The following is a 26,597-nucleotide window of genomic DNA, read 5'->3' on the forward strand; positions in this document are numbered from 1 at the left end:
TTATACCTTAGCTATGACCTCACGCGCCAGTTGAGGTCGGGTTTGATGCGGGATTATTGCGACTTAGAAGGTCGCGTAACTGATTTTTTTCCTCGCTACTTAGCTCGCCTTGACGTGCTTTTCGAAGAAGTTGTTCAAGATTTCGCTCGCGTTGGCGAGCTGACAAGCTAGTTATGGTGTCGAAAAACTGTTGTTCAAGGTTATCGGCATCAATTAGCCATTCCTTTTCCAGCAGTCTTTGCAGCAAGCGGCCCTGTTCAGTGCCGTGCCAGCGGGACAGTAGCTGAATAGAGCTTAGCTTAGGATTTTTCTGTACGGCCTCGACCAGAGCAATCAGCAGTTGATTGTTAGTCTGGTCTTCTGCAGCAAAGTGCCCGGCATCCTCAACTTTTTTCGCCAGTTGCGGATGGTGCAGCAGGGTGCGCAACGCCGTCAGGGTGGGGGGTTCAACGCCTACCGGGATCCAGGCCTGCTCGCGTTCGCCGCCACGCTTGCCTTTTTTGTCCCAGGGCTTGTTTTCCCACTTTTTGCCGCTAGCGCCAGGCTTTTTCGGGGTCCATTCCTGTTGGGGGATGTACATGTCCGGTTGCTGGAAGTCGCTGTAGTCGGGCATTGCATCGTAATCGATACCCGGATCGTAGGCCGGCTGTGCCTGGGCTTTTACAGGTGCGCTTTGCGCCAGTTGGCTGACGGTTTCACTGGTAAGGCCGGTGATTTCACTCAGGCGCTGGCGCATCAAGGCCCGCAGGTTGGCGCCCGGAACCTTGTCGATCAACGGTGCTGCCAGCGTGGCCATATGGGCCTTGCCTTCGAGCGAGCGTGGGTCGGCTTCTTCGGTCAGTTGCTGGAAAAAGTAATCTGCCAGCGGTTGGGCGTGCTGGTTAATGCGGGCCTTGAAGGCGTCGGTGCCTTCGGAGCGCACCAGGGTGTCCGGGTCTTCGCCTTCGGGCAAGAACAGGAAGCGGGCGCGACGCCCGTCCTGCAGGCAGGGCAGCGTGGCTTCAAGTGCGCGCCAGGCTGCATTGCGGCCCGCCTGGTCGCCGTCAAAGCAGAACAGCACGCTGGGCACCACGCGAAACAGACGCTTCATGTGTTCTTCGCTGGTGGCGGTACCCAGGGTCGCGACAGCATTGCGCAGGCCTTGCTGGGCCAGGGCGATGACGTCCATATAGCCTTCCACCACGATGATTTCGTCGAGGCTGCGATTGAACTTGCGCGCCTCGAACAGCCCGTACAGTTCCTGGCCTTTGTGAAAGACCGGGGTTTCCGGGGAGTTCAGGTACTTGGGCTTGTCGTCGCCCAGCACCCGGCCGCCAAAGGCAATGATACGGCCACGGCTGTCGCGGATCGGGAACATGACCCGGTCACGAAAACGGTCGTAACGCTTGCCGGTCTCGGCGTTCTCCACCAGCAGGCCGGCGTCGATCATGGCTTTTTGTTGCAGCGTGTCACTGCTCAGGTGTTTGTAGAGGTTGTCCCAGCCTGGTGGCGCAAAGCCCAAACCGAAGTCGCGGGCTATTTCACCGGTCAGGCCTCGGCCCTTCAGGTAGTCCACAGCTGCTTTGCGTGCCGGATGGCTTTTTAGAGCCTGGCGATAAAAGTCAGCAGCGGCAGTCAGAAGTGGGTAGAGCGGTGAGTCAGTCGGCTGCCGTGGTTTATGTGGGCGACCGCTTTCTTCTCGCGGGATTTCCATGCCGGCGGCTTTGGCCAGTTCTTCGACAGCCTGGGGGAAGTCCAGGTTGTCGTGGTCCATGATAAAGCCGAGGGCGTTGCCGCCAGCGCCGCAGCCAAAGCAGTAATAGAACTGCTTGTCGGGGCTTACGCTGAAGGACGGGGTTTTTTCTTTGTGGAAGGGGCAGCAGGCGGTGTAGTTCTTGCCGGCTTTCTTCATTTGCACGCGCGAGCTAACGACATCGACGATATCGGTACGGTTCAGAAGGTCGTCAATAAAGCTCTGGGGGATTAACCCGGCCATGGCGTTCTCGTCATCACTGCGCAGAAATTAACCGCATAACTGGCTTGATCGTCGTGCGTGCAGGCGAAAGCTCTGCTCGATCACGGGGTGTCTGCTCAATTATTTCGGGGAAGTGTATCTGTCGAACTCCGCTCTACTCATATTAATCAGAGTCGATGGGATCGATAAATGTCACGCTCTGAGTCCGGCACTGACCAATGGCTGGTCTCGGATAGCTCATAAGCAGGCACTGGAGAGGTGCCTTGGGCTGATCGTCTTTAAGGAAAATCAGAGAGGTGTGCGCGTCGGTAGCCTTGGAAGGCTCGTCAGTAAAGACGTGCACCGCTGGCTATTAGGCCAGGTCTGACGTGATGTAACGCTTGTCGCGGTCGCATCTGCGGCCTTGACGATAAAGCATGTAACTTGCAACAACTGCCTACGGCCCGGCTTTAGGCCGGGCTTGGCAGAAGCGTGCAACGAACGTCTGTGTATTAGTACAGACGAACGGCGCGGCGCTGCTCGCGCTGAACTTTCTTCGCGTGACGCTTAACAGCAGCTGCTGCTTTACGCTTACGCTCAGAAGTCGGCTTCTCGTAAAATTCGCGGCTGCGAACTTCAGCCAGAACACCGGCTTTTTCGCAGGAGCGCTTGAAACGACGCAGAGCTACGTCGAAGGGTTCGTTCTCTTTTACTTTGACGGCTGGCATCCAGAGCTACCTTCATTCATTACCGGGGTCAACGTCTCAAGGCAAAATCGCGTTGGAAGACGTCGGTTTTTAAGGGTTGCGGATGTTAACCCCTCATCGCCCGGAATGCAAAGCCTCTGATCGAAAACCGCTGGCCGGGGGCGGGAGTGGCGACTATTATGCGCGCCTTCGAATTTAGCCTCTACAAGGCGTAAACCCATGCTAGTACTGGGATTAGAAACCTCCTGCGACGAAACCGGCGTCGCGCTATACGACAGTGAACGCGGGCTTTTGGCCGATGCACTGTTCAGTCAGATCGACCTGCACCGCGCTTATGGCGGTGTGGTGCCGGAGCTGGCTTCACGGGATCACGTCAAGCGAATGCTGCCCTTGATTCGTCAGGTGCTGGCCGAGGCCGATTGTGTGCCTACGGAGATTGACGCGATTGCCTATACGGCTGGCCCAGGATTGGTCGGAGCCCTGCTGGTTGGGGCTTCTTGCGCCCAGGCGCTGGCATTTGCCTGGGGTATTCCGGCCCTTGGCGTGCACCACATGGAAGGTCACTTGCTGGCTCCGATGCTGGAAGAACAGCCTCCGGAGTTTCCGTTCGTCGCTTTGTTGGTATCGGGTGGTCATACGCAGCTGGTTCGCGTGGATGGCATCGGCCAATACGAGTTGTTGGGCGAGACCCTGGACGATGCAGCGGGTGAGGCGTTCGACAAGACGGCGAAGATGATGGGGCTCAACTACCCCGGTGGTCCTGAGATCGCCCGTCTGGCCGCTCAGGGGGTTGCCGGGCGCTTTGTGTTCCCGCGACCCATGACCGACCGTCCCGGCCTGCAGTTCAGCTTCAGCGGCCTCAAGACGTTTGCCCTGAACACCTGGCAGCGGTGCGTGGCCGAGGGTGACGATACTGAGCAGACCCGTTGCGATATCTCCCTGGCCTTCCAGCAGGCGGTGGTCGAGACGCTGACCATCAAGTGCAAGCGGGCCTTGAAGCATGCGGGCATGAAGCGTCTGGTGATTGCCGGCGGGGTGAGTGCGAACAAGGCACTGCGTGTTTCGCTGGAGAAAATGCTCGGTGAGATGAAGGGCAATGTGTATTACGCCCGGCCGGAATTTTGCACGGATAACGGCGCGATGATCGCATTCGCCGGCTGCCAGCGTTTGCAGGCAGGCCAGCACGAAACATTGGCCATCAGCGTGCAAGCACGCTGGCCGATGGAGCAATTGCAGCCCCTGTGATGACAGGGGTGGGCGCAATGGTGAAGATTTTTCACGGGCAATATTCAGAAATGCCGTTCGCGCCCGGCCATCAGGTCGCGTAAATTGCCGCGGTGGCGCCAGACAATCAGTGCCGTCAAGGCGCTCATGGGCAGCAGTGCGGCAGGCTCTTGCCAGGCCAGCAGTGGCAGGGTCAGGGGCGTGGCGATCAGGGCCGCCAGCGAGCTGGTACGGGTCAGCTGGAAGGTCAGCAGCCATGCGGCGACAGCCAGCAGTGCGGCAGGCGGATACAGCCCCAGCAGCATGCCGGCCGCCGTGGCGACACCCTTGCCGCCGCGAAAGCGGAAGTAGGCAGGGTACATGTGGCCTACAACGGCGCAGCCGCCGATCCAGGCCTGGTCCTGGAGCGAGAAATCCAGTTGGCTGGCCAGCAGGACGGGCAAAAGCCCCTTGCACAGGTCGCCGAGCAAGGTCAGGACGGCAAGTTTTTTGCCGGCCAGACGCAACATGTTGGTTGCGCCGGCATTGCCGGAACCACTCATTCGCGGGTCGGGGGTTCCCGTCAGGCGGCTGAGCAAAATGGCAAAGGACAGAGAGCCGAGCAGGTAGGCGAGGATCGCCAGTAACCAAAACATGCTAACTATTCCGGGCGAGGACGCCCTGATTCTAACGGCGCTTTGCGCCCTTGTCGTGCTGCGGAGAAGAGTGCTTGGACAGAGTGTTTATCGAAGGCCTGGAAGTTGACACCGTTATCGGTGCTTATGACTGGGAACGTGGCATCCGTCAGTGCCTGCGCCTTGATCTGAGTTTTGCGTGGGATAACCGCCCGGCTGCGGCTGGGGATGATCTGACGCTGGCTCTGGATTACGCGAGTGTATCCGCGCGCATTCAGGCGTTTGCCGAGCAGGCCCAATTTCAGCTGGTGGAAACCTTCGCCGAGCGTCTGGCCGAAGTGCTGATGAGCGAGTTCAATATTCCCTGGCTGCACCTCAAGCTGACCAAGCCCGGCGCCGTTGCGGCGGCCACTGGGGTGGGCGTGGAGATTGAGCGCGGATGTCGCTAACTCGGATTTATCTTGGGCTGGGCAGTAATGTCGAGCGCGAAACACATTTGCAGGCGGGGCTGGATGCGCTGGCCGGGTTTTTGCTGGGCATGCAGTGTTCGCCCGTGTTCGAAAGCCAGCCGGTAGGGATCAAGAGCGGGCCGTTTTTCAATCTGGTGGTGTCGGCGAAAACCGATTTGCCGCTGGTTGAGTTAAGCCGACGTTTGAAGCTGATCGAGGCGGATAACGGGCGTTACGCCCAAGAACGCAAGGGCTTGCCCCTGGATATCGACGTGTTGTTTTACGGCGATCTGGAGGGTAATTTCGATGGCTTGACCCTGCCGCGTGCCGAAATTCTCAAGAATGCTTTTGTGTTGTGGCCGCTGTCTTTGATAGCTCCAGACAAAATCCACCCGGGTGTGGGCAAGCCCCTTGCGCAGTTGTGGGCTGAGGCGCAGATCGATCAGGTGCTTGCGCCTGCAGCCTTCGAGTGGCGGGGGGAGTCCTTGACGCCGTTGGAGATGCTGGCGGGCTGATAGCCGTTTGAATGGGCGGCAGGTTGCCGCCTTTTTTGTGGGAGCGGGCTTGCTCGCGATGGCGTCGATGCGGTCTGGCTGAAAGACCGCGCAGCCCTGATCGCGAGCAAGCCCGCTCCTACAAGGTTTGCGCTACGCCGCATCCTTGTAGGCTTGCAGTGCCTTGAGCCGTTCGCGCTTGAGCGCTTCGCCCAGTTCCGGGCCTTTGTAGCCCTGCTCCAGCAGCGGCTGCACCGCTACCGCCAGGGCTGCCTGTGCCGCGCCGCGCAGGTAGTCCGCCTGCGGGTACGGGCGATCTTCCAGCCCCAGACGCCCTTTGGCATCCATCTCACATGCGACGATAAACTCCTCGAAGCGCTGCGGCCGCCGGTACACGTCAAAACGTTGCAGCAGCTCCAGAAGCGTCGAAGCCTTGAGTTCAAGGGCTCGATGGCCGTGCGTGTGGTATTCGCCCACCAGCAGGGCCAGTTCCTGGCAGTCACGCGGCACCTTGTAGCGGTCATTGACCGCCTTGATCAGGCGCAGCCCCTTGTGCTCGTGGGCAATGTGCCTTGGCCAGTCCTTCTCAGGGGTCAGTCCCTTGCCCAGGTCGTGCAGCAGGCAAGCCCAGCGCACCGTCAGGGGCTGTTTGTGCAAGGCCGATTGCTCCAGCACGCTGAGGGTATGCACGCCGCTGTCGATTTCCGGGTGATGGGCCGGGGGCTGCGGCACGCCAAACAGGGCGTTGACCTCGGGCAGCAGCACTTCAAGCGCGTCACAGTTGCGCAGCACTTGAATAAAGACCTGCGGCTGATCTTCCATCAAGGCGCGGGAGATTTCCTTCCAGCAGCGCTCCGGGGTCAAGGCTTGCAGTTCGCCGGAGCGGGACAATTGGCGCATCAGCTCCAGGGTCTCGGTGGCGATGCTGAAACCCAGGCTGGCGTAGCGCGCAGCAAATCGGGCCACGCGCAGCACTCTGAGTGGATCTTCGGCGAATGCGGGGGAAACGTGGCGCAAAATGCGGGCCTGAAGGTCGCGCTGGCCATGATAAGGGTCGGTCACGTTGCCGGCCTCGTCCTCGGCCATCGCATTGATGGTCAGGTCGCGACGAATCAGGTCTTCTTCGAGGGTGACGTCGGGGCTGGCGTGAAAAACAAAGCCGCCATAGCCATGACCACTTTTGCGTTCGGTGCGCGCCAACGCATATTCATCACCGGTTTTGGGGTGAAGGAATACCGGGAAGTCGGAGCCGACAGGGCGATAGCCAAGGGCCTGCATTTGTTCGGCCGTAGCGCCGACCACCACCCAGTCGATATCGGTGACCGGCTTGCCCAGCAGGCGATCGCGTACAGCACCGCCAACTTTATAGATCTGCATAAAAAACCTCCGTTAGCGCGACAGGATAGCGCGTGTGCCGTGTTAACGGAGGCTTGGGTTACAGGTGAATGGCTCCCATGTCCAGGCGGCCACGGTCAAGATCACCGTGGTCGCCTTTTGGCGGGACATGGTGGACCTTCATGACCTGGTCGCCTTGCAGTGTTTCCAGGTGGATGTCGAAGCCCCACAAGCGGTGCAGGTGTTTGAGAACTTCCTCGGTGGAGTCGCCCAAGGGTTTGCGGTCGTGTTGCTGGTGACGCAGGGTCAGTGAGCGGTCACCACGCCGGTCGATGCTCCAGATCTGGACGTTGGGTTCGCGATTGCCCAGGTTGTATTGCGCGGCCAGGGTTTCGCGAATGATGCGGTAGCCGTTTTCGTCATGGATGGCGGGTACCAGCAGGTCGTCTTTTTGATCGTCGTCCATGATGCTGAACAGCTTCAGGTCGCGGATCACCTTGGGTGACAGGTACTGAAGGATAAAACTCTCGTCCTTGAAGCTGGCCATGGCGAATTTGATGCTCGACAGCCAGTCGCTGCCCGCAAGGTCCGGGAACCAGTAGCGATCTTCGTCCGTCGGGTGTTCGCAGATGCGCCGGATATCGCAATACATCGCAAAGCCCAGGGCGTAGGGGTTGATACCGCTGTAGTAGGGGCTGTCAAAACCGGGCTGGAACACCACGCTGGTGTGGGAAATGAGGAACTCCATCATAAAGCCTTCGGTGACCAGGCCTTCGTCATAGAGGTCGTTCATCAGGGTGTAGTGCCAAAAGGTTGCCCACCCCTCATTCATCACCTGGGTTTGCCGCTGTGGGTAAAAGTACTGGGCGATCTTGCGCACGATGCGCACCACTTCACGCTGCCAGGGCTCCAGCAGGGGCGCGTGTTTTTCCAGGAAATACAGAATGTTTTCCTGAGGTTCTTCGGGGAAGCGGGCGTTGTCCTTCTCGCTGAGCTTGTCTGCGCTTTTGGGGATGGTGCGCCACAAATCGTTGATCTGCTTTTGCAGGTGCTCCTCGCGTTCCTTTTGTCGACGGCGCTCCTCTTCGGCTGAAATCGGATCAGGTCGTTTGTAGCGGTCCACCCCGTAGTTCATCAGGGCATGGCAGGAGTCGAGCAGGTCTTCCACCGCGTCGATGCCGTGGCGCTCCTCGCACTGCATGATGTACTGCTTGGCGAACACCAGGTAATCGATGATCGAGCTGGCATCGGTCCAGGTGCGAAACAGGTAGTTGCCCTTGAAGAAGCTGTTGTGGCCATAGCAGGCATGGGCCACCACCAATGCCTGCATGCAGATGGTGTTTTCTTCCATCAGATAGGCAATGCAGGGGTCTGAGTTGATAACGATTTCGTAGGCCAGCCCCATCTGGCCTCGGCTATAGGATTTTTCGGTGCTCAGGAAGTGCTTGCCATAGGACCAGTGGTGATAACCCAGCGGCATGCCCACCGATGCGTAGGCATCCATCATTTGCTCGGCGGTGATGACTTCGATCTGGTTGGGGTAGGTGTCCAGCGCATAGCGGCCAGCCAGGCGGCCGATTTCGCGGTCATAGGCCTGGATCAGGTCAAAGGTCCACTCTGAGCCGGTGGAGATGGGTTGGCGCTTATTCTCTTTGGCGGTCATGTCACTAACCTGCGCTGGAAGAGTTCACGGAAGACCGGATAAATATCGCCGGCCGAGACCAGTTGCTGTTGGGCGAAGGTGTCGGAAAACGCCTCGCTGATGCGTTCGTATTCGTACCACAGCGCCTGATGTTCGCGCGGGGTGATCTCTACATAAGTGTAGTACTGCACGAACGGCATGATCTGGTTGATCAGAATGTCGCGGCAAATGGGGGAGTCGTCGTTCCAGTTGTCTCCGTCGGAGGCTTGGGCTGCGTAGATGTTCCACTCGTTGGTGGGGTAACGCTCGGCCATGATCTCCTGCATCAGTTTGAGTGCGCTGGAAACGATGGTGCCGCCGGTTTCCCGGGAATAGAAAAACTCCTCTTCATCGACCTCCCGTGCGCTGGTGTGATGGCGAATAAACACCACGTCAATCTTGTCGTAGTTGCGCTTGAGAAACAGGTACAGAAGGATGAAAAAGCGTTTGGCGATGTCTTTGGTGGCTTGGGTCATGGAGCCTGAAACGTCCATCAGGCAGAACATGACGGCTTTGGAGCTGGGGTTGGGCTGTTTGATCAGCAGGTTGTACTTGAGGTCAAAGGTGTCGAGGAACGGCACGCGATGAATACGCGCGCTGAGCTTCTCGATTTCAGCTTCGATGGTCTTGATATCGCCGAAGTTGTCCGGCTCTTCGCGTTTTAACCGCTCAAGCTCAGCCTTGGCTTCGCGCAGTTTTGCCCGGCTGCTGCCGGACAGGGCGATGCGCCGTGCATGGGCGGAGCGCAAGGTGCGGATGATATTGATACGGGACGGATTGCCCTCGTTGCTGATACCGGCGCGAACGGTTTTGAACGTGTCGGTGCCCGTCAGGTTGCGTTTGACCAGGTTGGGTAGCTCAAGGTCTTCGAACATGAATTCGAGGAACTCTTCCTGGGTGATCTGGAACACGAACTCATCCATGCCTTCGCCGGAGTTGCCCGCTTTGCCTGGCCCGCCGCCACCTCCCGAGCCACCTTGAGGGCGCGGAATATGTTCACCGCTGGTGAATTCCTTGTTACCGGGGTGAACCACGGTTTGCTTGCCACCACGGCCGTGATGCAGCACCGGCTCATCGATATCGCGGCCAGGGATGCTGATTTGCTCGCCATGTTCCATATCGGTAATGGAACGGCGGCCCACGGCCTCTTCTACGGCCTTTTTGATATGGTCACGGTAGCGCCGCAGAAAACGCTGACGGTTAACCGTGCTCTTGTTCTTGCCATTGAGGCGTCGGTCGATCACATAGCTCATTAGGCCCTCCGGGCAGCTTCAAGTTGTGAGCTGCAAGCTGCAAGTCCAAGCAGTTGCCCTGCCTGTTCAAGCAGCTTGAGGCTTGAGGCTTACAACCGCCTCACTGCGACTTGCGGACCCGCAGGTACCACTCGGAGAGCAGCCGTACTTGTTTGTCGGTGTAGCCACGTTCGACCATTCGCGTGACGAAGTCGTTGTGTTTTTGCTGGTCCTCTTTGCTTGCCTTGGCGTTGAAACTGATAACCGGCAGCAGGTCTTCGGTGTTGGAGAACATTTTCTTCTCGATCACCACCCGCAGCTTCTCGTAACTGAGCCAGGTCGGGTTTTTGCCGTTGTTGTTGGCGCGGGCACGCAGCACGAAATTGACGATTTCGTTGCGGAAATCTTTCGGGTTGCTGATACCGGCCGGTTTTTCGATTTTCTCCAGCTCTTCGTTGAGGGCCACGCGATTGAGGATCTCGCCGGTTTCCGGGTCGCGGTATTCCTGGTCCTGAATCCAGAAGTCGGCGTAGAGCACATAACGATCGAAGATGTTTTGCCCGTATTCGCTGTAGGACTCCAGGTAAGCGGTCTGGATTTCCTTGCCGATAAACTCGATGTAGCGCGGCGCCAGGTATTCCTTGAGGAAACGCAGGTAGCGCTCACGGGTTTCAGCCTGGAATTGTTCCTGTTCGATCTGCTGTTCGAGCACATAAAGCAGGTGGACCGGGTTGGCGGCAATTTCGTGGGGGTCGAAGTTGAACACCTTGGACAGGATCTTGAACGCGAAACGGGTCGACAGGCCATTCATGCCTTCGTCGACACCCGCGTTGTCACGGTACTCCTGGATGGACTTGGCTTTCGGGTCGGTATCCTTGAGGTTCTCGCCGTCATACACCCGCATCTTGGAATAGATGTTGGAGTTTTCCGGCTCTTTGAGCCGTGACAGTACGGTGAACTGGGCCAGCATTTTCAGGGTGTCGGGCGCGCAATGGGCTTTGGCCAGCGAGCTGTTGAACAGCAGTTTGTCGTAGATCTTCACTTCGTCACTGACGCGCAGGCAATACGGTACTTTGACGATGTAGATCCGGTCGATGAAGGCTTCGTTGTTCTTGTTGTTGCGGAAGGTGTGCCACTCCGATTCGTTGGAGTGAGCCAGCAGGATGCCAGTAAACGGGATCGCGCCCAGGCCTTCGGTGCTGTTGTAGTTGCCTTCCTGGGTGGCCGTCAGCAGTGGGTGCAGCACCTTGATCGGTGCCTTGAACATCTCCACGAATTCCATCAAGCCCTGGTTGGACCGGCACAGGGCGCCCGAGTAGCTGTAGGCGTCGGCGTCGTTTTGCGGGAATTCTTCCAGTTTGCGGATATCGACCTTGCCGACCAGAGCCGAAATGTCCTGGTTGTTTTCGTCGCCGGGTTCGGTTTTGGCGACACCGATCTGGTTAAGGATCGAAGGGTAGAGCTTAACCACGCGGAACTGGCTGATATCACCGCCAAACTCGGCCAGGCGCTTGGTGGCCCACGGCGACATGATGGTGCTCAGGTAGCGTTTGGGGATGCCGAAGTCTTCTTCGAGGATCGCGCCATCTTCGGTGGCGTTGAACAGGCCCAGGGGCGACTCGAAAACCGGTGAACCCTTGATGGCATAGAAGGGCACTTTTTCAATCAGCTGTTTGAGTTTTTCGGCAAGGGATGATTTGCCGCCCCCGACCGGGCCCAGCAGATAGAGGATTTGCTTTTTCTCTTCCAGGCCCTGTGCAGCATGGCGGAAGTAGGAAACGATCTGGTCGATGCATTCTTCCATTCCGTGGAAGTCTTCAAAGGCCGGATAGCGGCGAATCACCTTGTTGGAAAAAATCCGCGATAGCCGGGAATCGGTTGAGGTGTCCAGCAGTTCCGGCTCACCAATGGCCAGCAGGAGCCGTTCAGCGGCAGAGGCATAAGTGCTTTTGTCCTGTTTGCACAGCTCAAGATATTCCTGGAGCGTGAGCTCTTCCTGGCGTGTGGATTCAAAGCGTTGTTGGAAGTGGCTAAAAATACTCATGACGTCACCTCGCTCGATACGTGGAGTCGGCGATAGATCGGTCAGTTCGAGTGCTGGCATGCAGCAGCATGTGTGCTGCTGTGTACCCCCCAGGACACCATCAAGGTGGCTAAACCCTTGAAGTTACTACCGATGATCCATTCGCCGGTGTACCGGCTCTCCCCAGATTTGGATGGCCTGAGGTAAAGGATAGTTGGTAATCCGGGAGGTCAAGGGCGGATGCGTGAAATGTTGCGCCTGACCGTTGGTCAGGCGGGCCGCCAGCCCTCTGATCACGGGGGCTGGGGCTGATAAAAATATTATTCGCCCGGGCTTTGGGCGGTTTCGTCCGGGTAAGTGGCGCGCCACAGCTCGAAGCCGCCATCCAGGCTGTAGACCTCGCTGAAGCCCTGGCCGACCAGATACGCTGCAGCACTCTGGCTGGAGTTGCCGTGGTAGCAGGCCACGATCAGCGGGGCGTCGAGGTCGGCGTTGGCGATGAAGTCATGCAGCGAGTGGTTGTCCAGGTGCTTGGCGCCGCTGATATGGCTGGCGGCAAAGGCCTGCGGGTCGCGCACATCAACGACGACGGCGCCTTGTTCGCGCAGGGCCTGGGCTTGCTCGGGCGGGATACGTTTGAATTCGGTCATGGGGGATTCCTGTGGCCTGACAGCGGGCGCGGTTAGCCGGCGCCCAAGGGTTGGGAAGATGGCTCGGTGTGTGGAGCAATGGAGGGCGCGGCAAGGGCCGGGTCGTCACAGTCGCAGAGCAGGCGCTGGCCGGTGTCGACATTGAGCAGGGTCATGGCCCCGCCCCAGACGCAACCGGTATCAAGGGCATAGATGCCCGGCTCCTTGCAGTTGCCTTCCAGTGCGGCCCAGTGCCCGAAGATGATCTTGAGGCCCTGGGTCTTGCGTTCTTTGTAGCTGAACCACGGCGCGAAGCCTGGCGGTGCAGTGCCTACGCCTTCTTTGCTTTTGAGGTCGAGTTTGCCCTCTCGGGTACAAAAACGCATGCGGGTGAAATAGTTGGTAATAACCCGCAAGCGGGTCACACCGGTCAGCTCGTTGTCCCACTTGGCGGGATCGTTGCCGTACATGCCGTCAAGGTAAGGCCCTATGAGGTTGTCATCACGCAGGGCCTGTTCGACTTCGCTGGCGCATTTGAGGGCTTTTTTCAGCGTCCACTGCGGCGGAATCCCGGCATGCACCAGTGCGGTATCACGCTCTGCATCGAAGTGCAGCAGCGGTTGCTGGCGTAGCCAGTTCAGCAGTTCATCGCAGTCGGGGGCCTGGAGGATTTCGCGCAGGGTGTCGCCTTTTTTCAGGCGTTCGATATTGCGCCCCACGGCCAGCAGGTGCAGGTCATGGTTGCCCAGTACGCAGACCAGTGACTCGCGCATGCGGTACAGAAAACGCAGGGTTTCAAGCGATTCGGGGCCGCGGTTGACCAGGTCGCCCACCAGCCAGAGCTTGTCTTTGGCAGGGTCGAAGGCCACACGTTCGAGCAGGCGTTTGAGCGGCTTGAGGCAACCTTGCAGGTCACCCACGGCATACACCGCCATCAGTGCAGGGCTCCGGGTACCGCGAGGCGGAAGGGCGCAATAATGGCTTTGAACTCGTGGCCGTCATCGGCGTGCATCAGGTAGCTGCCCTGCATGGTGCCGACTTTGGTGGTGATTACTGAGCCACTGCTGTAGGTGTGTTCGCTGCCAGGATCAATCTTGGGTTGCAGCCCTACAACGCCTGCGCCACGGACTTCTTCAACATGCCCATCGCCGTCGGTAATGACCCAGTGCCGGGACAGCAGCTTGGCGGCGACTGAGCCGTTGTTGCGCACCGTAATGGTGTATGCAAAGGCAAAGCGCTGGTGTTCGGGCTGCGATTGTTCTGGCAGGTAACGTGTGACGACGCTGACGTCGACCAGATAGCGGGGATCGTGCATGCGAGAGGCCTTACTTGAAAGCGAAGACACAGTTCGGGATAAAACTGATCCCTGAGTCTAGGCCAAACAACGGGTACCCGGCTAGACGTGGCGTCTGGCCGGGCAGCCGTTTTTTCTCGGCGATCAGTCTTCGGCGGGCGCCACGACCGGTTGTTCGCTGAGTTTGTCGGCCAGGCGCACGAAAGCGGCCAGGTCGAGTTGCTCCGGGCGTTTACTGCCATCGACGCCAGCGGCCTCGATTTCAGCGTTGCTGAGCAAGGCCTTGAGGGTGTTGCGCAGGGTTTTGCGACGCTGGTTGAACGCTTCGCGAACCACGCGCTCAAGCAGGCGATGATCCTTTGCCGGGTGCGGCAGGACTTCGTGCGGTACCAGGCGGACAATCGCCGAATCAACTTTCGGCGGCGGGTTGAATGCCCCCGGGCCTACGTTGAACAGGTGTTCGACGCGGCAGTGGTACTGAACCATGATCGACAGACGACCCCAGTCACCACCGCCAGGGCCGGCGGCCATACGCTCGACCACTTCCTTTTGCAGCATGAAGTGCATGTCACGGATCAGGTCGGCGTTTTTCAGCAGGTGAAAAATCAGCGGCGTAGAGATGTTGTACGGCAGGTTACCGACCACGCGCAGGGTGCGCGGTGCAGCATTGAGGCTTTTGAAGTCGAACTTCAGCGCGTCACCCTGGTGCAGGGTGAAGTTGCTCATCCCGGCAAACTGGCGGTTGAGGATCGGCACCAGGTCCTTGTCGAGTTCAACGACGTCGAGCTGACCGCCGCTGTTGAGGATGCCTTCGGTCAGGGCGCCCTGGCCCGGGCCGATTTCCAGCAGGCGTTCGCCTGCCTTGGCGTTGATGGCGCGCAGGATGCGGTCAATAACGCCTGCATCGTGCAGGAAGTTCTGGCCAAAGCGCTTGCGCGCCTTGTGTTGGTATTGCTCGTTCATATACGGGTCTCGGCCATCTGGTAGGCGGTTTCCAGCGCGACTTGCAGGCTGCCGGTATCGATCTTGCCGCTGCCCGCCAGATCCAGGGCGGTGCCGTGGTCGACAGAGGTGCGGATAATCGGCAAGCCCAGGGTGATGTTGACGGCGGCGCCAAACCCTTTGTACTTGAGTACGGGCAGGCCCTGGTCGTGGTACATCGCCAGCACTGCGTCGCAGTGTTCCAGATATTTGGGGGTAAACAGAGTGTCGGCAGGCAGCGGGCCACGCAGGTCCATGCCCTCGCTGCGCAGGCGCTCCAGGGTTGGTTCGATGATATCTATTTCTTCATGGCCCAAATGGCCGCCTTCACCGGCATGGGGGTTGAGCCCGCACACCAGGATTCGCGGCCGGGCAATGCCGAATTTTTGTTGTAGGTCGGCGTGCAGAATGCGGGTGACCCGCATCAGTCGCTCGGGGGTTATTGCATCGCTGACCTGACGTAGCGGCAGGTGCGTGGTGACCAGTGCCACGCGCAATCCGCGGGTGGCCAGCATCATCACGACCTGTGGGGTATGGGTCAGGTCGGCAAGGAATTCGGTGTGCCCGGAGAACGGGATGCCTGCTTCGTTGATCACGCCTTTATGCACCGGGGCGGTGATCATGCCGGCGAAGTCGCCATCCATGCAGCCTTGTGCGGCGCGGGTCAGGGTCTGCAGCACAAAGGCTGCGTTGGCCTTGTCCAGCTTGCCGGCGGTAACCGTGGCATTCAGCGGGGTGTCCCACACATACAGGCTGCCTGCCGGAGCTGGCTGTTCGGGCCAGTTGCCTGGCCCCACCGGTAGCAGGCTGACAGCCACACCGAGCTGCGCGGCCCGCTCAAGGAGCAGGTCGCGGCTGGTGATGGCAATCAGGGGGTGTGGCTGGTGTTGCGAGGCGAGCAGCAGGCACAGGTCGGGACCTATGCCTGCCGGTTCGCCGGGTGTCAGGGCAAAACGCTGTGTTTTCACTGCGCGTCCTGGTTGGAGCCGTCTGCTGCGCTGGCGCCCGGAAGCTTGATTTCAACATAGGCTTCGTCGCGGATCTGGCGCAGCCAGGATTGCAGCTCTTCGTCGTACTTGCGGTTACGCAGAGCGTTCATGGCCTGTTGCTCGCGTGCCTGGGTGGTGCTGTCAGTGGCACGACGGCCAAGGACTTCCAGAACATGCCAGCCGTATTGGGTCTTGAACGGCTTGGACAGTACACCTTGCGGGGTGTCGGCCATTGCTTCGCGGAACTCGGGTACCAGCGAATTCGGGTCAACCCAGTTCAGGTCGCCACCGTTGAGGGCGGAACCCGGGTCTTCGGAGTACGTCTTGGCCAGGGTGGCAAAGTCTTCGCCCGAGGTGATGCGGTCGTAGATCTTGGCGGCCAGTTCCTTGGTTTGTGCTTCAGTGCGAATTTCGCTTGGCTTGATCAGGATATGGCGCACATGGACTTCGTCCACCACCACCGATCCGCCGCCGCGTTTTGCATTCAGCTTGAGGATGATAAAGCCGCCTGGCGTCCGTACCGGAGGCGTTACGTCACCCACCGGCATCTCACTGAGCATGCGGTCGAAAGGGGGTGGCAGTTGAGCAGCTTTACGCCAGCCCATGTCGCCGCCTTCCAGTGCCGTGTCGCTGCCGGAGCGGGCGATGGCCATTTGTGCGAAGTCAGCGCCTTGCTTGAGCTTGTTGTAGACCTCTTCAGCCTGGCGTGCTGCGTTCTGGACGGCTTCCGAACTGGCGCTTTCAGGCGTCGGGATCAGGATATTGGCCAGGTGGTACTCTTCGGACATCTGCATTTTGCCAAGGTCCGAGGCCAGGAAGTTTTTCACTTCCTGGTCCGTGACCTGAATGCGCTCGGCCACGCGGCGTTGACGCACACGGCTGATGATCATTTCGCGACGAACCTGCTCGCGGGCATCTTCATAGGACAGACCGTCGTGGGCCAGGGCCTGACGGAACTGCTCGATGGTCATGTTGTTGCGCTGGGCAATGGTGCCAATGGCCTGGTTCAGCTCTTCATCCGTGATACGGATGCCAGAGCGTTCGCCGATCTGCAGTTGCAGGTTTTCGACGATCAGGCGCTCAAGCACCTGCTGATCCAGAACGCTGGCAGGCGGTACGCCCTGGCCGCGCTTGGCGATGGTTTGCTGAACTTCGTGGACACGCTGGTCCAGTTGGCTCTGCATGATCACGTCGTTGTCGACGATGGCCACCACTTTATCCAGGGGCTGTACTGCAGCGCTGGCTGCAGTACCCAGGAACAACGCGCCCAGCATTAGCGGGCGCAGACACTCAGAAAGCTTGATCTTCACGTTCACGATAACCTTGGATGCCTTTGTCGAGGAAGCTCTCTACTTTGGTGCCAACAACGCCACCGAGACCTTTCAGCACAACTTGGAGGAAGAGACCATGGTCGCCCTTCTCGTTTTGAGGGGCTTCCTGGGTGTACTCGTCGTTGGATACCCAGTAACGGCTGATCAGACGAAGCTTCCAGCAGCAGTTGTCGTACTCGAAGCCACCGAAGGCTTCCAGGGTACGGTTGCGGTTGTAGTCGTACTGCCAGCGGCTGATGGCGTTCCATTGCGGCACGATCGGCCAGATAACCGAGAAGTCGTGCTGCTGGATCTTGTAGTAGTCCTTGATGTAACCCGGTTGGCCAGGGGTGCCGTAGTCACCGCCGCCCACAATCCACTTGCCGGTGTACTGGTCGTAACGAACCTGGTCGTTGCGGTAGCGGTAGCCGACGTTGACCACCTTGTTCGGGTTGTCTTCAGGCTGGTAGTGCATCATCGCACTGCCAGAGCGCGGGCTGTGGCTCTCCGGGTCCCAGTTGTAGTCGGCCGTCGCACGCCAGTCGCGGTTGAAGCGATAGGCGTATTCCAGTGCATACGGCGACACGCTGGAGGTTGCATCGGCACGGTCTGCGTCAATGCCCGGCAACTGAACCTTGCGGTCCTTGAAGTAGTAGGCCTGGCCCACGCTGATGCGTTGACGCTCAAAGCCGTTGTCTTCGATCAGGCGGCTGGTCAGGCCCAGCGACAGCTTGTTCTCGTCGCCCACACGGTCGGTGCCGGTGAAGCGGTTGTCACGCCACAGCGAGGAGTAGCTGAAGGTGCTTTCGCTGGTGTCGAAAATCGGGATGTCATCCTGATTGCGCTCCGGCACATACAGGTAGAACGCACGCGGCTCCAGGGTCTGGCGGTAGTTGGTGCCGAACCAGTTGGTGTTGCGGTCGAAGTACAGGCCGCTGTCGACGCTGGCGATTGGCACGCTGCGGTTGACCGAGCTGTCGAACTTGCCGCCAGCAGTGGCCAACTGAGTCTTGCCAGTGCCATCCAGATCCAGATCGTACTGGGTGTACATGTACTTGAGGGACGGCGTCAGGAAGCCATAGCTCCAGTTCAGCGGCAGGCTGACACTTGGCGCCAGGTTCATGCGCGTACCGTTGGCACGGGCCAGGCCGGTTACGTTGGTATCCAGCCGATCTGCTTCAGTGCCGTCTTCGTTGGTGTACTTGCCGTTTTCCAGGCTGCGGTCGAATCGCACCAGCTCGGTGTTGTAGGCGAAGTTCAGGCCACCCGGGTGAGTGGGCAGCATGCCATCGAGGGTGAGCTGCGGCAGTTTGTCGTAAGGCGTGATCTGGGTAACGGTGGCCAGTTGATAGGCCTGCACGTTCAGCTTGGCGGTGTAGTCATCGCCACGGTAGCTGACGGCGGCCTGCTGGTTCAGGTAGTCACGGCTTTCAACGCCGATCTGGTCGCTTTGCAGGTCCTGGAAGTAATACGGGTCACTGATCTTGGTGTAGTCAACCTCGGTCAGTACGCGCGAGTCCAGGCCGCCCTTGTGTTGCCAGTTGAGCATGTAGCGCTTGTCGGTGTAGTCGGTTTGACCCTTGCGCTTGGTGTCGTCGTCGTTGAGGTACGCGGCACCGAACTGGCCTTCGCTGGATTCGGTCAGGTAGCGGAACTCGCCTTCCATCAACAAGCCGCGCTTGGTCATGTAGCGCGGGTACAACGTGGCATCGTAGTTGGGTGCCAGGTTGAAGTAGTACGGGGTCACGAGCATAAAGCCGGTGTCGGTGCTGCTGCTGAAGGACGGCGGCAGGAAACCGGACTGACGGCGGTCGTCGATCGGGAAGTAGATGTACGGGGTGTAGAACACCGGAATGTCCTTGACCCGCAGCGTCACGTTGGTGGCCGTACCGAAACCGGTGGCCGGGTTCAACGTGATGTTGTTGCCCTTGAGCTGCCAGGCGTTGCTGCTTGGCTCACACGTGGTGTAGGTACCATCCTTGAGGCGGATGATCGAGTCTTCGGCACGCTTGGCATACAGCGCACTGCCGCGGATACGCGACTTGTGCAGCACGTATTCGGCGTTGTCGACCTTGGCCGCACCGGTGTCCAGCTGCACATCGGCGTGGTCGCCGACGATCAGCGCGCCGTTGTCGCGCAGGCGCACCTTGCCATTGAGCTCGCCACGGCTTTCAGCCTGGTACAGGCTGGCTTCGTCGGCTTCGATCTGCATGCTGCCCTGACGCATCACGACGTCACCTGCCAGGGTCGCCACCTGCTCTTCCTGCTCGTAGCGGGAGGCTTTGGCGCCGATAAAGGTCGGTGCATCGCTTTTGCTGGTGGGGTCGTTCATGCCCGGACGGATGGGCTCCACGTACGAACCGGAGCAGTACGGGCCGGTTTCGGCCAGTTGGGCTGCGGTCAGCTTGTCCCGGGGGACCCAGTCGAGGTGGCTATAGTCGTCGCTGCGCGCCTTGAGCCCGCGGCCTTTGGCCTCGGTGACCAGAGGGGCCTGCTTGGCCTGCTCGCTGGTTTCACCGCTGGCACCCACCGACCCGTCGCCATGCGCAGGACGCGGTGGCAGTTGCGCCACGTTGGTTTTTGGTGCGCAATCCCAGCCACCCGTAGCCGACACGGAACAGTCATACTGCTCCTCGGCAAACGCGAACGGCGTGGCGAGAGGTTGCATGGCCAGCAAACTGCCGGTTACCAGCAACGGAAATTTTTTACGAAACGCGGGGGATTTCAATGCCATCTTATTAGTCCGGGCTTCCTGCGTGCCATCAGCCCGCGGTGGGGGACCGCACGCCTATCGATGGTCTGGAAAAGATTCTGGATAATAAAGCATGACCCGCTTGACGGCTAGCGCCGTCGGAGACCCTTGTAATGCCTGACCAAGATGTACGCCTGCAACACCTGAAAGTTTGGCTGGATGAACAGTTGGCAACCGTGTTCGCGAATGAGGGTTGGGGTGCTGTGCCCCCGGCCACGCTGACTGCTGCCAGTAGCGATGCGAGTTTCCGGCGCTATTTTCGCTGGGAGGGTGAAGGGCGCAGTTTCGTCGTCATGGACGCGCCGCCCCCCCAGGAAAACTGCAGACCTTTCGTCGAAATTGCTGATTTTCTGCGGACTTGCCTGATCAATGTGCCGAAAATTTATGCTCAGGACCTCGATCACGGCTTCCTTTTGCTTAACGATCTGGGCAACAAGACCTTCCTGGACGTGATCAACAGCACCAACGCCGACGAATTGTTCAAGGATGCCATCGAAGCCTTGCTGGCCTTCCAGCAACTGCCGATGACCGAGCCTTTGCCCAGCTATGACGTGGCCTTGCTGCGCCGCGAGCTGGAGCTGTTCCCTGAATGGTATGTGCGTGCTCACCTGGGGGTGGATTTCAATGAGCAGCAGCAGGCCGCCTGGCAACGGGTCAGTGCGCTGCTGATCGACAGCGCCCTGGCGCAGCCAAAAGTGCTGGTGCACCGCGACTTTATGCCGCGCAACCTGATGCTCAGTATTCCCAACCCCGGTGTGCTGGATTTCCAGGACGCGGTGTATGGCCCGGTGACCTACGACATTACCTGCCTGTTCAAGGATGCGTTCCTGAGCTGGCCTGAAGAGCGCGTGCGCAACTGGCTGCAGGATTACTGGCAACTGGCACTGCCGTTGGGCATCCCGGTGCAACGCGACTTTGAAGAGTTCTTGCGCGCCAGCGACCTGATGGGTGTGCAGCGGCATTTGAAAGTGATCGGTATTTTTGCCCGTATCTGCCATCGCGACGGCAAACCGCGTTATCTGGCCGATGTGCCGCGTTTCTTCTCTTATATAGAAGCCGTGCTGGCGCGACGCCCCGAGCTGGCAGAACTGGGTGAACTGTTCGCCAGCCTGGGGCTGACCCGCGAGGTCGATGCATGAAGGCGATGATTCTGGCGGCAGGCAAAGGCGAGCGCCTGCGCCCGCTGACCCTGCACACACCCAAGCCATTGGTTCGTGCAGGGGGTGTGCCGCTGATCGAGTACCACCTGCGGGCGCTGGCAGTGGCGGGCTTTACCGACATCGTGATCAACCACGCCTGGCTGGGCCAGCAGATTGAAGACCATCTGGGCGACGGCTCGCAGCTTGGTGTCCGCATCCAGTACTCCCCGGAAGGCGAACCGCTGGAAACCGGTGGCGGTATTTTCCAGGCGCTGGCATTGCTCGGTGATACGCCATTTGCTGTGGTCAACGGTGATATCTGGACCGATTACGACTTTGCCGCCTTGCGCCAACCATTGACCGGCCTGGCTCATCTGGTCCTTGTGGATAACCCGGCGCACCACCCGGACGGGGATTTCAGCCTCTGCGCAGGTCAGGTTCAAGAGCGTGTAGCGGGTGCCGATACGCTGACCTACAGCGGTATCGCCGTGCTCCACCCCGAGCTGTTCAGGGGCTGCACGGCGGGTGCCTTTAAACTGGCGCCGCTATTGCGCAAGGCAATGGCGGCCGGGCAAGTGACAGGTGAGCGATTGCAAGGGCATTGGGTGGATGTGGGCACGCACGAGCGCCTGGCTGAGGTCGAGTCGTTGATCAAGGGCGCTCGCTAGCATGTTGTGGCCAGGGACTCTGATCGGAGCCGGAGCCGGCTTTTTCATTGCCAGTATTCCGGGGGCCATGCTTGGCGCTTTATTGGGGCAGGCGCTGGACCGGCGCCTGCAACTGCACAGTTGGGCCGATCTGCTGGAGCGCCTGGGTGCCCGGCAGGTGTTGCGCAACGATGAGTTGTTGTTTGTGTTGCTCGGTCGGCTGGCCAAAAGCGGTGGGCAGGTGCTGGACCCGCATATTGCGCAGGCGCGCCAGGAAATGCGTCAGCTCGATATGGCGCCTGCCGCGCAAAAGCGTGCGATTGCCGCGTTCAACCGCGGCAAGTCGGGTAGTGATTCGCTACGCGGTTATCTGAAACGGCTCAAGGCTCAGCCCCATGCGGCAGAAGGGGTATTGCGCGCTTGTTGGCGGATGATCCTGGCCGATGGCCGGGTGGCGCCCCAGGAGCGCGAGCTGATTGTGCTTTGGGGTGGCTGGCTGGGCTGGACCCGGCAACAGGTACTGGCGTTGGGTGGCGAACGTGATGCTCAGCAAAGACCCGTGGCCACCCGCGGCGGTACCTACCTGCAGGCGCTGACTCTGCTGGGGGTGACTGAAGCCAGTGATCCCGAGCAGATCAAGCGCGCCTACCGGCGCCTACTCAGTCGTCACCACCCGGACAAGGTCGCCGGCAGCGGTGCCGGCCCGGTGCAGGTGCGCGAAGCCACGGAAAAAACCCGCGAATTGCACCAGGCCTATACCTTGATACGTCAGCGCCGCGGGTTCTAGCCGGGTTTACTTATCCACAGGCAGCGGGCTGAGCCAGCCGCGCACCCGACGGAACAACTGCTCCTGTTCGCCTTCCCGGTTACCCGGGGTGGCGAACAGTCCTACCTGTTTGAAATTCGATCCGTTGGCGCGCTTGCTGGCCTGCAGTCTTTGCAGGGCGGCTTCGCGGGCCTGGGGTTGGTCTTTGTAGAAGATATCCAGCAGCGCGACGTTGAGGGCCGGGGTCAACTGGCTCAAGTCCGGCTCAGCCAGCACCGGTTTGCGGGCAGACACCATGATCAGCTTCTGAACCTGGGCAGGATGCTTGGTACTGATATAGCGCGATGCCCAATAGGCCCCGGAGCCGTGGCCGAGCAGAACGACAGTGCGCATGTTCTGGTGCTGGGCAAAGGCAATGGCCGCATCAATACGGGCGAAGATGCGCTCGGCATCGGCCTTGTCCAGATCGTGTGCGGTTTGCGCCGCTTCGGGTTCCGGGCTTTCAGTACCCGCACTGGCCGCTTGCTCGATGGGTTTGGCTGTGGTGCTGGCTGCTTTGCTGCTACTGTCTGTCGCAATTGCTGTAGGAGGTTTCTCTGGTTCGGCTTCCCGCGCCTGGCTGGCTTCGCTTTGCATGTCCGGCAAGCTCAGGCTCAGACTGGCCCAGTTGGCGTCCGGCAGCTTGTTGCGCAGTGGGCCGACCACCAGCGGCCAGTCGGCAGTTTCACCGGCGCCGGGCACGATAATCACGGCACCTTCGGGGGCGCTGCTGTTGGCGGGTTTCCACAGGGCGAGAAAACTGTCATTGGGCGCTTGCAGCTGTTGCTGCTCGTGTACGGGCAGTTGTCGCTCAAGGGCTGCGGCGTCTTCCTGGCTGCGCTCGGGCAGTGGGTCACGCACGGCGGGCTTGGCCGCAGGTTCGGTTTCGGGCTGGGTGTCGCCTGCGAGCACTGGCCGGGCGAACGGCATTATCAGCGACAGGCACAAGGCTGGCAGTGCCAGACGATAAGGAAACATCGGTTATTCCAGGCCAGAAGTAGTCCCGGCAGCGTAATGGGTTGATCAGTATTTGTCAGGGTGTGAGCGTTTAGATGAGACGTTTTTGCTATCTGTGGGTTATCGGCTGGCTCTGGCTGCCCTTGATGGGCCATGCCGCGCCTGTGCCCGCCGCCCAGCTGTCGGCCGAGCAACAGCAGTGGCTGGCCCGGCACACAGAGTTGCGGGTGGGCCTGGTATTGCAGGCGCCCTATGCCCGATTTGATCGCCGCCTGCAGCAGTTGTCCGGGGCCAATGTCGAGCTGATGAAGTGGCTGGCGCAAGCCCTCAATGTGCAACTGATCTGGCGTAACTACCCTGATCTGGCGCAACTTGAACAGGCCGCCCGTAACGGTGAAATCGACCTGGCCCCCGGGCTGATGCAAACCCCGGCGGGTTTGCGCCTGTGGCAGTTTTCCGATCCTTATATGCGTGTGCCGCAATTGTTGGTGGGGGCGCGCAATGGCACCGGCTCGGTGGACCTTGAGCGTGTCGACAGCCAGACCCGCGTTGCGGTGCGCATGCCGAGTGCCACCGCCGATTTTTTGCGCAGCAGCTACCCTGGCCTCAATTTGCAGGGCGTGCCGCTGGAGCGCCAGGCCTTGCAGTTGTTGCTTAGCCAGCAAGCCACCTATGCCGTGATCGACGAAGCCCAGCTCAGTCGCTTGTCGGCCGAGCCCGAGTTTGCCGAGCTGGCGGTGGTGGGTGATGTCGGCTTGCCGCAGTTGTTGCGTGTTGCAACGCGGCGTGACTGGCCTGAGTTGGCCGGTATCGTCGAGCGTGGCCTGCATGCGATCCCGGCGCGGGACATGGAACAACTGCACAGTCGCTGGCTGCAACCCAAATACCCGCACCTTGGCCCGTCGCCCGGCTTTTGGCAGAACCTGAGCTTGCTGATACTCGCGTTGCTGCTGGCCAGCATGGCGATTGTGGTGTGGCAGCGCCGTCAGCAAACCAGCCTGGAACGAGCCTTGCTCAGTGCCCGCGAAGATCTCGTATTGCATACCGCCAGCGCCGAGGCCCTGCGCCTGAGCCAGTTCTCCATTGACCAGAGCCCCGTGGGTATTCTGTGGGTCAACTGGGACAGCCATGTGCGCTACGCCAACCGGGCGGCCGAAGAGATGCTCGGTTATTCGCCAGGGGCAGTGCTGGAGCGCCCGCTCAGGGATTTTGATCCCGGCCTGACGATGGATCGCTGGTTGAACATGTGGCGCCGCGCGCGCAATCGCAAGGAGGGCGTACACCGCAGTGAAACACTGTGCGTGCGCGCAGATGGCTCGCAGTTTCCCGCCGATGTGACCTTGAGCTTCCTGCGCTTTCAAACCGCGGAATACCTGGTGGTGTACCTCAATGACATCACCGAGCGCCACCAGGTGCAGGCCGCCTTGCAGGAAAGCGATGCGCGTTTGCAGGGCATTGCGGCCAACGTGCCGGGGCTGGTCTTTCGTCTGGAGCGTTCGTTACTGACTGGTGAACTGGACTTCCCCTATATCAGCGAAGGCAGCGAGAGCCTGGCGGGGTTTTCCCCGGCCACGTTGCGCCTGCGCGAAGTGGGCCTGCGCAGCCTGGTGCATCCGGATGACCGGGCGGATTACCATCGGGTGCAGGACCTGGCGCTGGACAGCGACAGTGATTGGTCGTGGCAAGGTCGGATCCTGACCCGCCAGGGCCAGCAGCGCTGGGCCGAGATCAAGGCCATCACCCGTCGCCTGGATGATGGCACGGTGGTGTGGGACGGGATTGTCTGGGATATCAGCGAAAGCAAGCGCATCGAGCTTGAGCTGGACAGCTCCCGCGGGCAGCTGCGCGAACTGTCGGCGCACCTTGAAAGCGTGCGCGAAGAAGAAAAGGCACGCATCGCGCGTGAAGTGCATGATGAACTGGGTCAGATCCTGACAGTGCTCAAGCTGGAAACCTCAATGTGCGAGCTGGCCTACGCCCAGCTGGATCCGGGGTTGCATGAGCGACTCAACAGCATGAAAAAATTGATCGCCCAGCTCTTTCAGCTGGTGCGCGATGTGGCGACCTCCTTGCGCCCGCCGATCCTGGACGCGGGCATCAGCTCGGCCATTGAGTGGCAGGCCAGGCGCTTTGAGGCGCGTACGCACATTCCTTGCCTGGTGCAGGTCCCTGAGCATTTGCCGCCGCTGGGTGCGTCCAAGGAGGTGGGGTTGTTCCGTATCCTGCAGGAGGCGCTGACCAATGTGATGCGCCATGCCCAGGCGCACACGGTTGAGCTGACCTTGAGCGTGCAGGGGCGGGAGTTGTGCCTGAGCATCAGTGATGACGGCCAGGGTTTTGTGCCCGCAGGCGGGCGGCCGACTTCCTTTGGTCTGGTGGGGATGCGCGAGCGGGTGTTGATGCTGGGCGGAACACTGGCGTTGCACAGTGTTCCGGGGGAGGGAACGACCCTGACGGTACGCGTGCCTTTGGTGGAGAAAAGTGGATGAGGAAGTGCTTGTGATTCGTGTACTGGTAGCGGAAGACCACACCATCGTGCGTGAAGGGATCAAGCAATTGATCGGCCTGGCCAAGGACTTGCTGGTGGTGGGCGAGGCCGGCAATGGCGAGCAGTTGCTGGAAACATTGCGCCATGTGCCGTGCGAGGTGGTGCTGCTGGATATCTCCATGCCCGGGGTCAATGGCCTGGAAGCGATACCGCGCATCCGCGCCCTGAACAACCCGCCGGCCATTCTGGTGCTGTCTATGCATGACGAAGCGCAGATGGCGGCGCGGGCGCTGAAGTTTGGCGCGGCGGGTTATGCCACCAAGGACAGTGACCCGGCGTTGTTGCTGATGGCCATCCGCAAGGTAGCGGCGGGCGGACGTTACATTGACCCCGACCTGGCGGACCGCATGGTGTTCGAGGTCGGTCTGACCGATTCGCGGCCATTGCATGCCTTGCTGTCCGAGCGCGAGTTTTCGGTGTTCAAGCGCCTGGCCCAGGGCGATAACGTCAACGATATAGCCCAGCAACTGGCGTTGAGCAGCAAGACCATCAGCACCCACAAGGCGCGGCTGATGCAAAAGCTCAACATCACGTCCCTGGCCGAGCTGGTCAAATACGCAATGGAGCACAAGTTGTTGTAACGATTTGCACCTTTCCTTGTGGGAGCGGGCTTGCCCGCGATGGCATCGCTGCGGTTTGTCTGACAGACCACGGTGCCTGAATCGCGAGCAAGCCCGCTCCCACAACGTATCTGTTTACGACCCTTTTGGCCTGCCTCCGGGCCATGTTGCCGGAGTTGCCCGGCGCGACCATCCCAATCACGACATCCCTGTAGGGCAATCCCTACCCAAGGCCTTCCAGCCGCCTGATGTCAATCTCTCTCGCCCCCCGATTTCTGTGGGGTGGGCGCTTCT

General features: G+C 60.0%; 23 protein-coding genes. 8 read left to right on the forward strand and 15 right to left on the reverse strand.

The genetic code is table 11. The annotated features are described in order from the left end of the window. Positions 1-19: 19 nt before the first annotated feature. Positions 20-1,975: a DNA primase gene (gene dnaG / locus BFC21_RS20760; protein WP_088378815.1), complete on the reverse strand. Its 1,956-nt coding sequence runs from the start codon at positions 1,973-1,975 to the stop codon at positions 20-22. 470 nt (positions 1,976-2,445) lie between these two features. Beyond that, positions 2,446-2,661, reverse strand: a complete 216-nt coding sequence (rpsU, locus tag BFC21_RS20765) for a 30S ribosomal protein S21 (protein WP_002551877.1) — start codon at positions 2,659-2,661, stop codon at positions 2,446-2,448. 198 nt (positions 2,662-2,859) lie between these two features. On the opposite strand from rpsU, the gene tsaD reads away from it, so the two are divergent. Then, positions 2,860-3,885, forward strand: a complete 1,026-nt coding sequence (gene tsaD, locus BFC21_RS20770; protein WP_086795725.1) for a tRNA (adenosine(37)-N6)-threonylcarbamoyltransferase complex transferase subunit TsaD — start codon at positions 2,860-2,862, stop codon at positions 3,883-3,885. A gap of 44 nt (positions 3,886-3,929) precedes the next feature. On the opposite strand, the gene plsY is transcribed toward tsaD, so the two are convergent. After that, positions 3,930-4,499 (reverse strand): glycerol-3-phosphate 1-O-acyltransferase PlsY, encoded by a 570-nt coding sequence (gene plsY, locus BFC21_RS20775; RefSeq protein ID WP_088378816.1) that lies wholly within the window; start codon positions 4,497-4,499, stop codon positions 3,930-3,932. A gap of 74 nt (positions 4,500-4,573) precedes the next feature. Between plsY and folB the strand changes: the two genes are divergently transcribed. Both folB and folK read left to right on the forward strand, forming a co-directional pair. Continuing rightward, on the forward strand, positions 4,574-4,927 hold the full coding sequence (folB, locus tag BFC21_RS20780; RefSeq protein ID WP_029611601.1) for a dihydroneopterin aldolase: 354 nt from the start codon (positions 4,574-4,576) through the stop codon (positions 4,925-4,927). Next, a complete protein-coding gene (folK, locus tag BFC21_RS20785; protein WP_088378817.1) occupies positions 4,918-5,442 on the forward strand; it encodes a 2-amino-4-hydroxy-6-hydroxymethyldihydropteridine diphosphokinase in 525 nt (174 codons plus the stop codon). The genes folB and folK overlap by 10 nt, the downstream gene beginning before the upstream one ends. A 132-nt stretch (positions 5,443-5,574) precedes the next feature. On the opposite strand, the gene BFC21_RS20790 is transcribed toward folK, so the two are convergent. From BFC21_RS20790 to BFC21_RS20840, 11 genes are all read right to left on the reverse strand, one after another. Further along, the gene (locus BFC21_RS20790) at positions 5,575-6,798 is read right to left on the reverse strand and encodes a multifunctional CCA addition/repair protein (protein ID WP_088378818.1); all 1,224 of its coding nucleotides are present in this window, start codon (positions 6,796-6,798) and stop codon (positions 5,575-5,577) included. 58 nt (positions 6,799-6,856) lie between these two features. Further along, entirely contained in the window at positions 6,857-8,419 is a 1,563-nt protein-coding gene (locus BFC21_RS20795; protein WP_120266462.1) for a SpoVR family protein, read from the reverse strand. Further along, positions 8,416-9,690: a YeaH/YhbH family protein gene (locus BFC21_RS20800; RefSeq protein WP_016782434.1), complete on the reverse strand. Its 1,275-nt coding sequence runs from the start codon at positions 9,688-9,690 to the stop codon at positions 8,416-8,418. The genes BFC21_RS20795 and BFC21_RS20800 overlap by 4 nt, the downstream gene beginning before the upstream one ends. A 100-nt stretch (positions 9,691-9,790) precedes the next feature. After that, the gene (locus BFC21_RS20805; protein ID WP_016782433.1) at positions 9,791-11,713 is read right to left on the reverse strand and encodes a PrkA family serine protein kinase; all 1,923 of its coding nucleotides are present in this window, start codon (positions 11,711-11,713) and stop codon (positions 9,791-9,793) included. Positions 11,714-12,012: 299 nt separating this feature from the next. Beyond that, positions 12,013-12,342, reverse strand: a complete 330-nt coding sequence (glpE, locus tag BFC21_RS20810) for a thiosulfate sulfurtransferase GlpE (protein WP_016782432.1) — start codon at positions 12,340-12,342, stop codon at positions 12,013-12,015. Between the two features lie 32 nt (positions 12,343-12,374). Further along, positions 12,375-13,256: a symmetrical bis(5'-nucleosyl)-tetraphosphatase gene (locus BFC21_RS20815; protein ID WP_120266463.1), complete on the reverse strand. Its 882-nt coding sequence runs from the start codon at positions 13,254-13,256 to the stop codon at positions 12,375-12,377. Further along, positions 13,256-13,636 (reverse strand): Co2+/Mg2+ efflux protein ApaG, encoded by a 381-nt coding sequence (gene apaG / locus BFC21_RS20820; RefSeq protein WP_016782430.1) that lies wholly within the window; start codon positions 13,634-13,636, stop codon positions 13,256-13,258. The genes BFC21_RS20815 and apaG overlap by 1 nt, the downstream gene beginning before the upstream one ends. Positions 13,637-13,759: 123 nt before the next feature. Further along, a complete protein-coding gene (rsmA, locus tag BFC21_RS20825) occupies positions 13,760-14,578 on the reverse strand; it encodes a 16S rRNA (adenine(1518)-N(6)/adenine(1519)-N(6))-dimethyltransferase RsmA (protein ID WP_086795727.1) in 819 nt (272 codons plus the stop codon). Next, a complete protein-coding gene (pdxA, locus tag BFC21_RS20830) occupies positions 14,575-15,564 on the reverse strand; it encodes a 4-hydroxythreonine-4-phosphate dehydrogenase PdxA (RefSeq protein ID WP_016782428.1) in 990 nt (329 codons plus the stop codon). Before pdxA ends, rsmA begins: the two co-directional genes overlap by 4 nt. Continuing rightward, positions 15,561-16,901, reverse strand: coding sequence for a peptidylprolyl isomerase SurA (surA, locus tag BFC21_RS20835; RefSeq protein ID WP_177342599.1), 1,341 nt, complete (start codon positions 16,899-16,901; stop codon positions 15,561-15,563). Before surA ends, pdxA begins: the two co-directional genes overlap by 4 nt. Beyond that, positions 16,876-19,629, reverse strand: coding sequence for an LPS-assembly protein LptD (locus BFC21_RS20840; protein ID WP_095003885.1), 2,754 nt, complete (start codon positions 19,627-19,629; stop codon positions 16,876-16,878). The genes surA and BFC21_RS20840 overlap by 26 nt, the downstream gene beginning before the upstream one ends. A 131-nt stretch (positions 19,630-19,760) precedes the next feature. On the opposite strand from BFC21_RS20840, the gene BFC21_RS20845 reads away from it, so the two are divergent. Genes BFC21_RS20845 through BFC21_RS20855 form a run of 3 tightly spaced genes read left to right on the forward strand, consistent with a single transcriptional unit; the run spans position 19,761 to position 22,220 of the window. Next, complete coding sequence (locus tag BFC21_RS20845; protein ID WP_088378822.1) at positions 19,761-20,786, forward strand: aminoglycoside phosphotransferase family protein; 1,026 nt, start codon at positions 19,761-19,763, stop codon at positions 20,784-20,786. Then, entirely contained in the window at positions 20,783-21,454 is a 672-nt protein-coding gene (gene murU / locus BFC21_RS20850; RefSeq protein ID WP_088378823.1) for an N-acetylmuramate alpha-1-phosphate uridylyltransferase MurU, read from the forward strand. Before BFC21_RS20845 ends, murU begins: the two co-directional genes overlap by 4 nt. Before the next feature lies 1 nt (position 21,455). Continuing rightward, positions 21,456-22,220, forward strand: coding sequence for a TerB family tellurite resistance protein (locus tag BFC21_RS20855; RefSeq protein ID WP_088378824.1), 765 nt, complete (start codon positions 21,456-21,458; stop codon positions 22,218-22,220). A 6-nt stretch (positions 22,221-22,226) separates the two neighbouring features. Here the strand turns inward: BFC21_RS20855 and BFC21_RS20860 are convergent, their stop codons facing one another. Then, positions 22,227-23,216, reverse strand: coding sequence for an alpha/beta hydrolase family protein (locus BFC21_RS20860; RefSeq protein WP_088378825.1), 990 nt, complete (start codon positions 23,214-23,216; stop codon positions 22,227-22,229). Between the two features lie 74 nt (positions 23,217-23,290). Between BFC21_RS20860 and BFC21_RS20865 the strand changes: the two genes are divergently transcribed. Together BFC21_RS20865 and BFC21_RS20870 are read left to right on the forward strand one after the other, a co-directional pair. After that, complete coding sequence (locus BFC21_RS20865; RefSeq protein WP_120266464.1) at positions 23,291-25,684, forward strand: PAS domain S-box protein; 2,394 nt, start codon at positions 23,291-23,293, stop codon at positions 25,682-25,684. A gap of 10 nt (positions 25,685-25,694) precedes the next feature. Continuing rightward, on the forward strand, positions 25,695-26,324 hold the full coding sequence (locus BFC21_RS20870; protein WP_029611598.1) for a response regulator transcription factor: 630 nt from the start codon (positions 25,695-25,697) through the stop codon (positions 26,322-26,324). Positions 26,325-26,597 lie beyond the last annotated feature (273 nt).

Source organism: Pseudomonas sp. TMW 2.1634 (assembly GCF_001703595.1).
Lineage (GTDB): Bacteria > Pseudomonadota > Gammaproteobacteria > Pseudomonadales > Pseudomonadaceae > Aquipseudomonas > Aquipseudomonas fragi.

Bases quoted from the DNA above. Each gene is read 5' to 3' on its own strand.
- BFC21_RS20800 (WP_016782434.1), bottom strand. From the start codon at position 9,690: ATGAGCTATGTGATCGACCGACGCCTCAATGGCAAGAACAAGAGCACG.
- rpsU (WP_002551877.1), bottom strand. From the start codon at position 2,661: ATGCCAGCCGTCAAAGTAAAAGAGAACGAACCCTTCGACGTAGCTCTG.
- glpE (WP_016782432.1), bottom strand. From the start codon at position 12,342: ATGACCGAATTCAAACGTATCCCGCCCGAGCAAGCCCAGGCCCTGCGC.
- BFC21_RS20860 (WP_088378825.1), bottom strand. From the start codon at position 23,216: ATGTTTCCTTATCGTCTGGCACTGCCAGCCTTGTGCCTGTCGCTGATA.
- BFC21_RS20815 (WP_120266463.1), bottom strand. From the start codon at position 13,256: ATGGCGGTGTATGCCGTGGGTGACCTGCAAGGTTGCCTCAAGCCGCTC.
- BFC21_RS20795 (WP_120266462.1), bottom strand. From the start codon at position 8,419: ATGACCGCCAAAGAGAATAAGCGCCAACCCATCTCCACCGGCTCAGAG.
- plsY (WP_088378816.1), bottom strand. From the start codon at position 4,499: ATGTTTTGGTTACTGGCGATCCTCGCCTACCTGCTCGGCTCTCTGTCC.
- rsmA (WP_086795727.1), bottom strand. From the start codon at position 14,578: ATGAACGAGCAATACCAACACAAGGCGCGCAAGCGCTTTGGCCAGAAC.
- dnaG (WP_088378815.1), bottom strand. From the start codon at position 1,975: ATGGCCGGGTTAATCCCCCAGAGCTTTATTGACGACCTTCTGAACCGT.
- BFC21_RS20855 (WP_088378824.1), top strand. From the start codon at position 21,456: ATGTTGTGGCCAGGGACTCTGATCGGAGCCGGAGCCGGCTTTTTCATT.
- murU (WP_088378823.1), top strand. From the start codon at position 20,783: ATGAAGGCGATGATTCTGGCGGCAGGCAAAGGCGAGCGCCTGCGCCCG.
- BFC21_RS20865 (WP_120266464.1), top strand. From the start codon at position 23,291: ATGAGACGTTTTTGCTATCTGTGGGTTATCGGCTGGCTCTGGCTGCCC.
- BFC21_RS20840 (WP_095003885.1), bottom strand. From the start codon at position 19,629: ATGGCATTGAAATCCCCCGCGTTTCGTAAAAAATTTCCGTTGCTGGTA.
- apaG (WP_016782430.1), bottom strand. From the start codon at position 13,636: ATGCACGATCCCCGCTATCTGGTCGACGTCAGCGTCGTCACACGTTAC.
- folK (WP_088378817.1), top strand. From the start codon at position 4,918: ATGTCGCTAACTCGGATTTATCTTGGGCTGGGCAGTAATGTCGAGCGC.
- tsaD (WP_086795725.1), top strand. From the start codon at position 2,860: ATGCTAGTACTGGGATTAGAAACCTCCTGCGACGAAACCGGCGTCGCG.
- BFC21_RS20845 (WP_088378822.1), top strand. From the start codon at position 19,761: ATGCCTGACCAAGATGTACGCCTGCAACACCTGAAAGTTTGGCTGGAT.
- BFC21_RS20790 (WP_088378818.1), bottom strand. From the start codon at position 6,798: ATGCAGATCTATAAAGTTGGCGGTGCTGTACGCGATCGCCTGCTGGGC.
- BFC21_RS20805 (WP_016782433.1), bottom strand. From the start codon at position 11,713: ATGAGTATTTTTAGCCACTTCCAACAACGCTTTGAATCCACACGCCAG.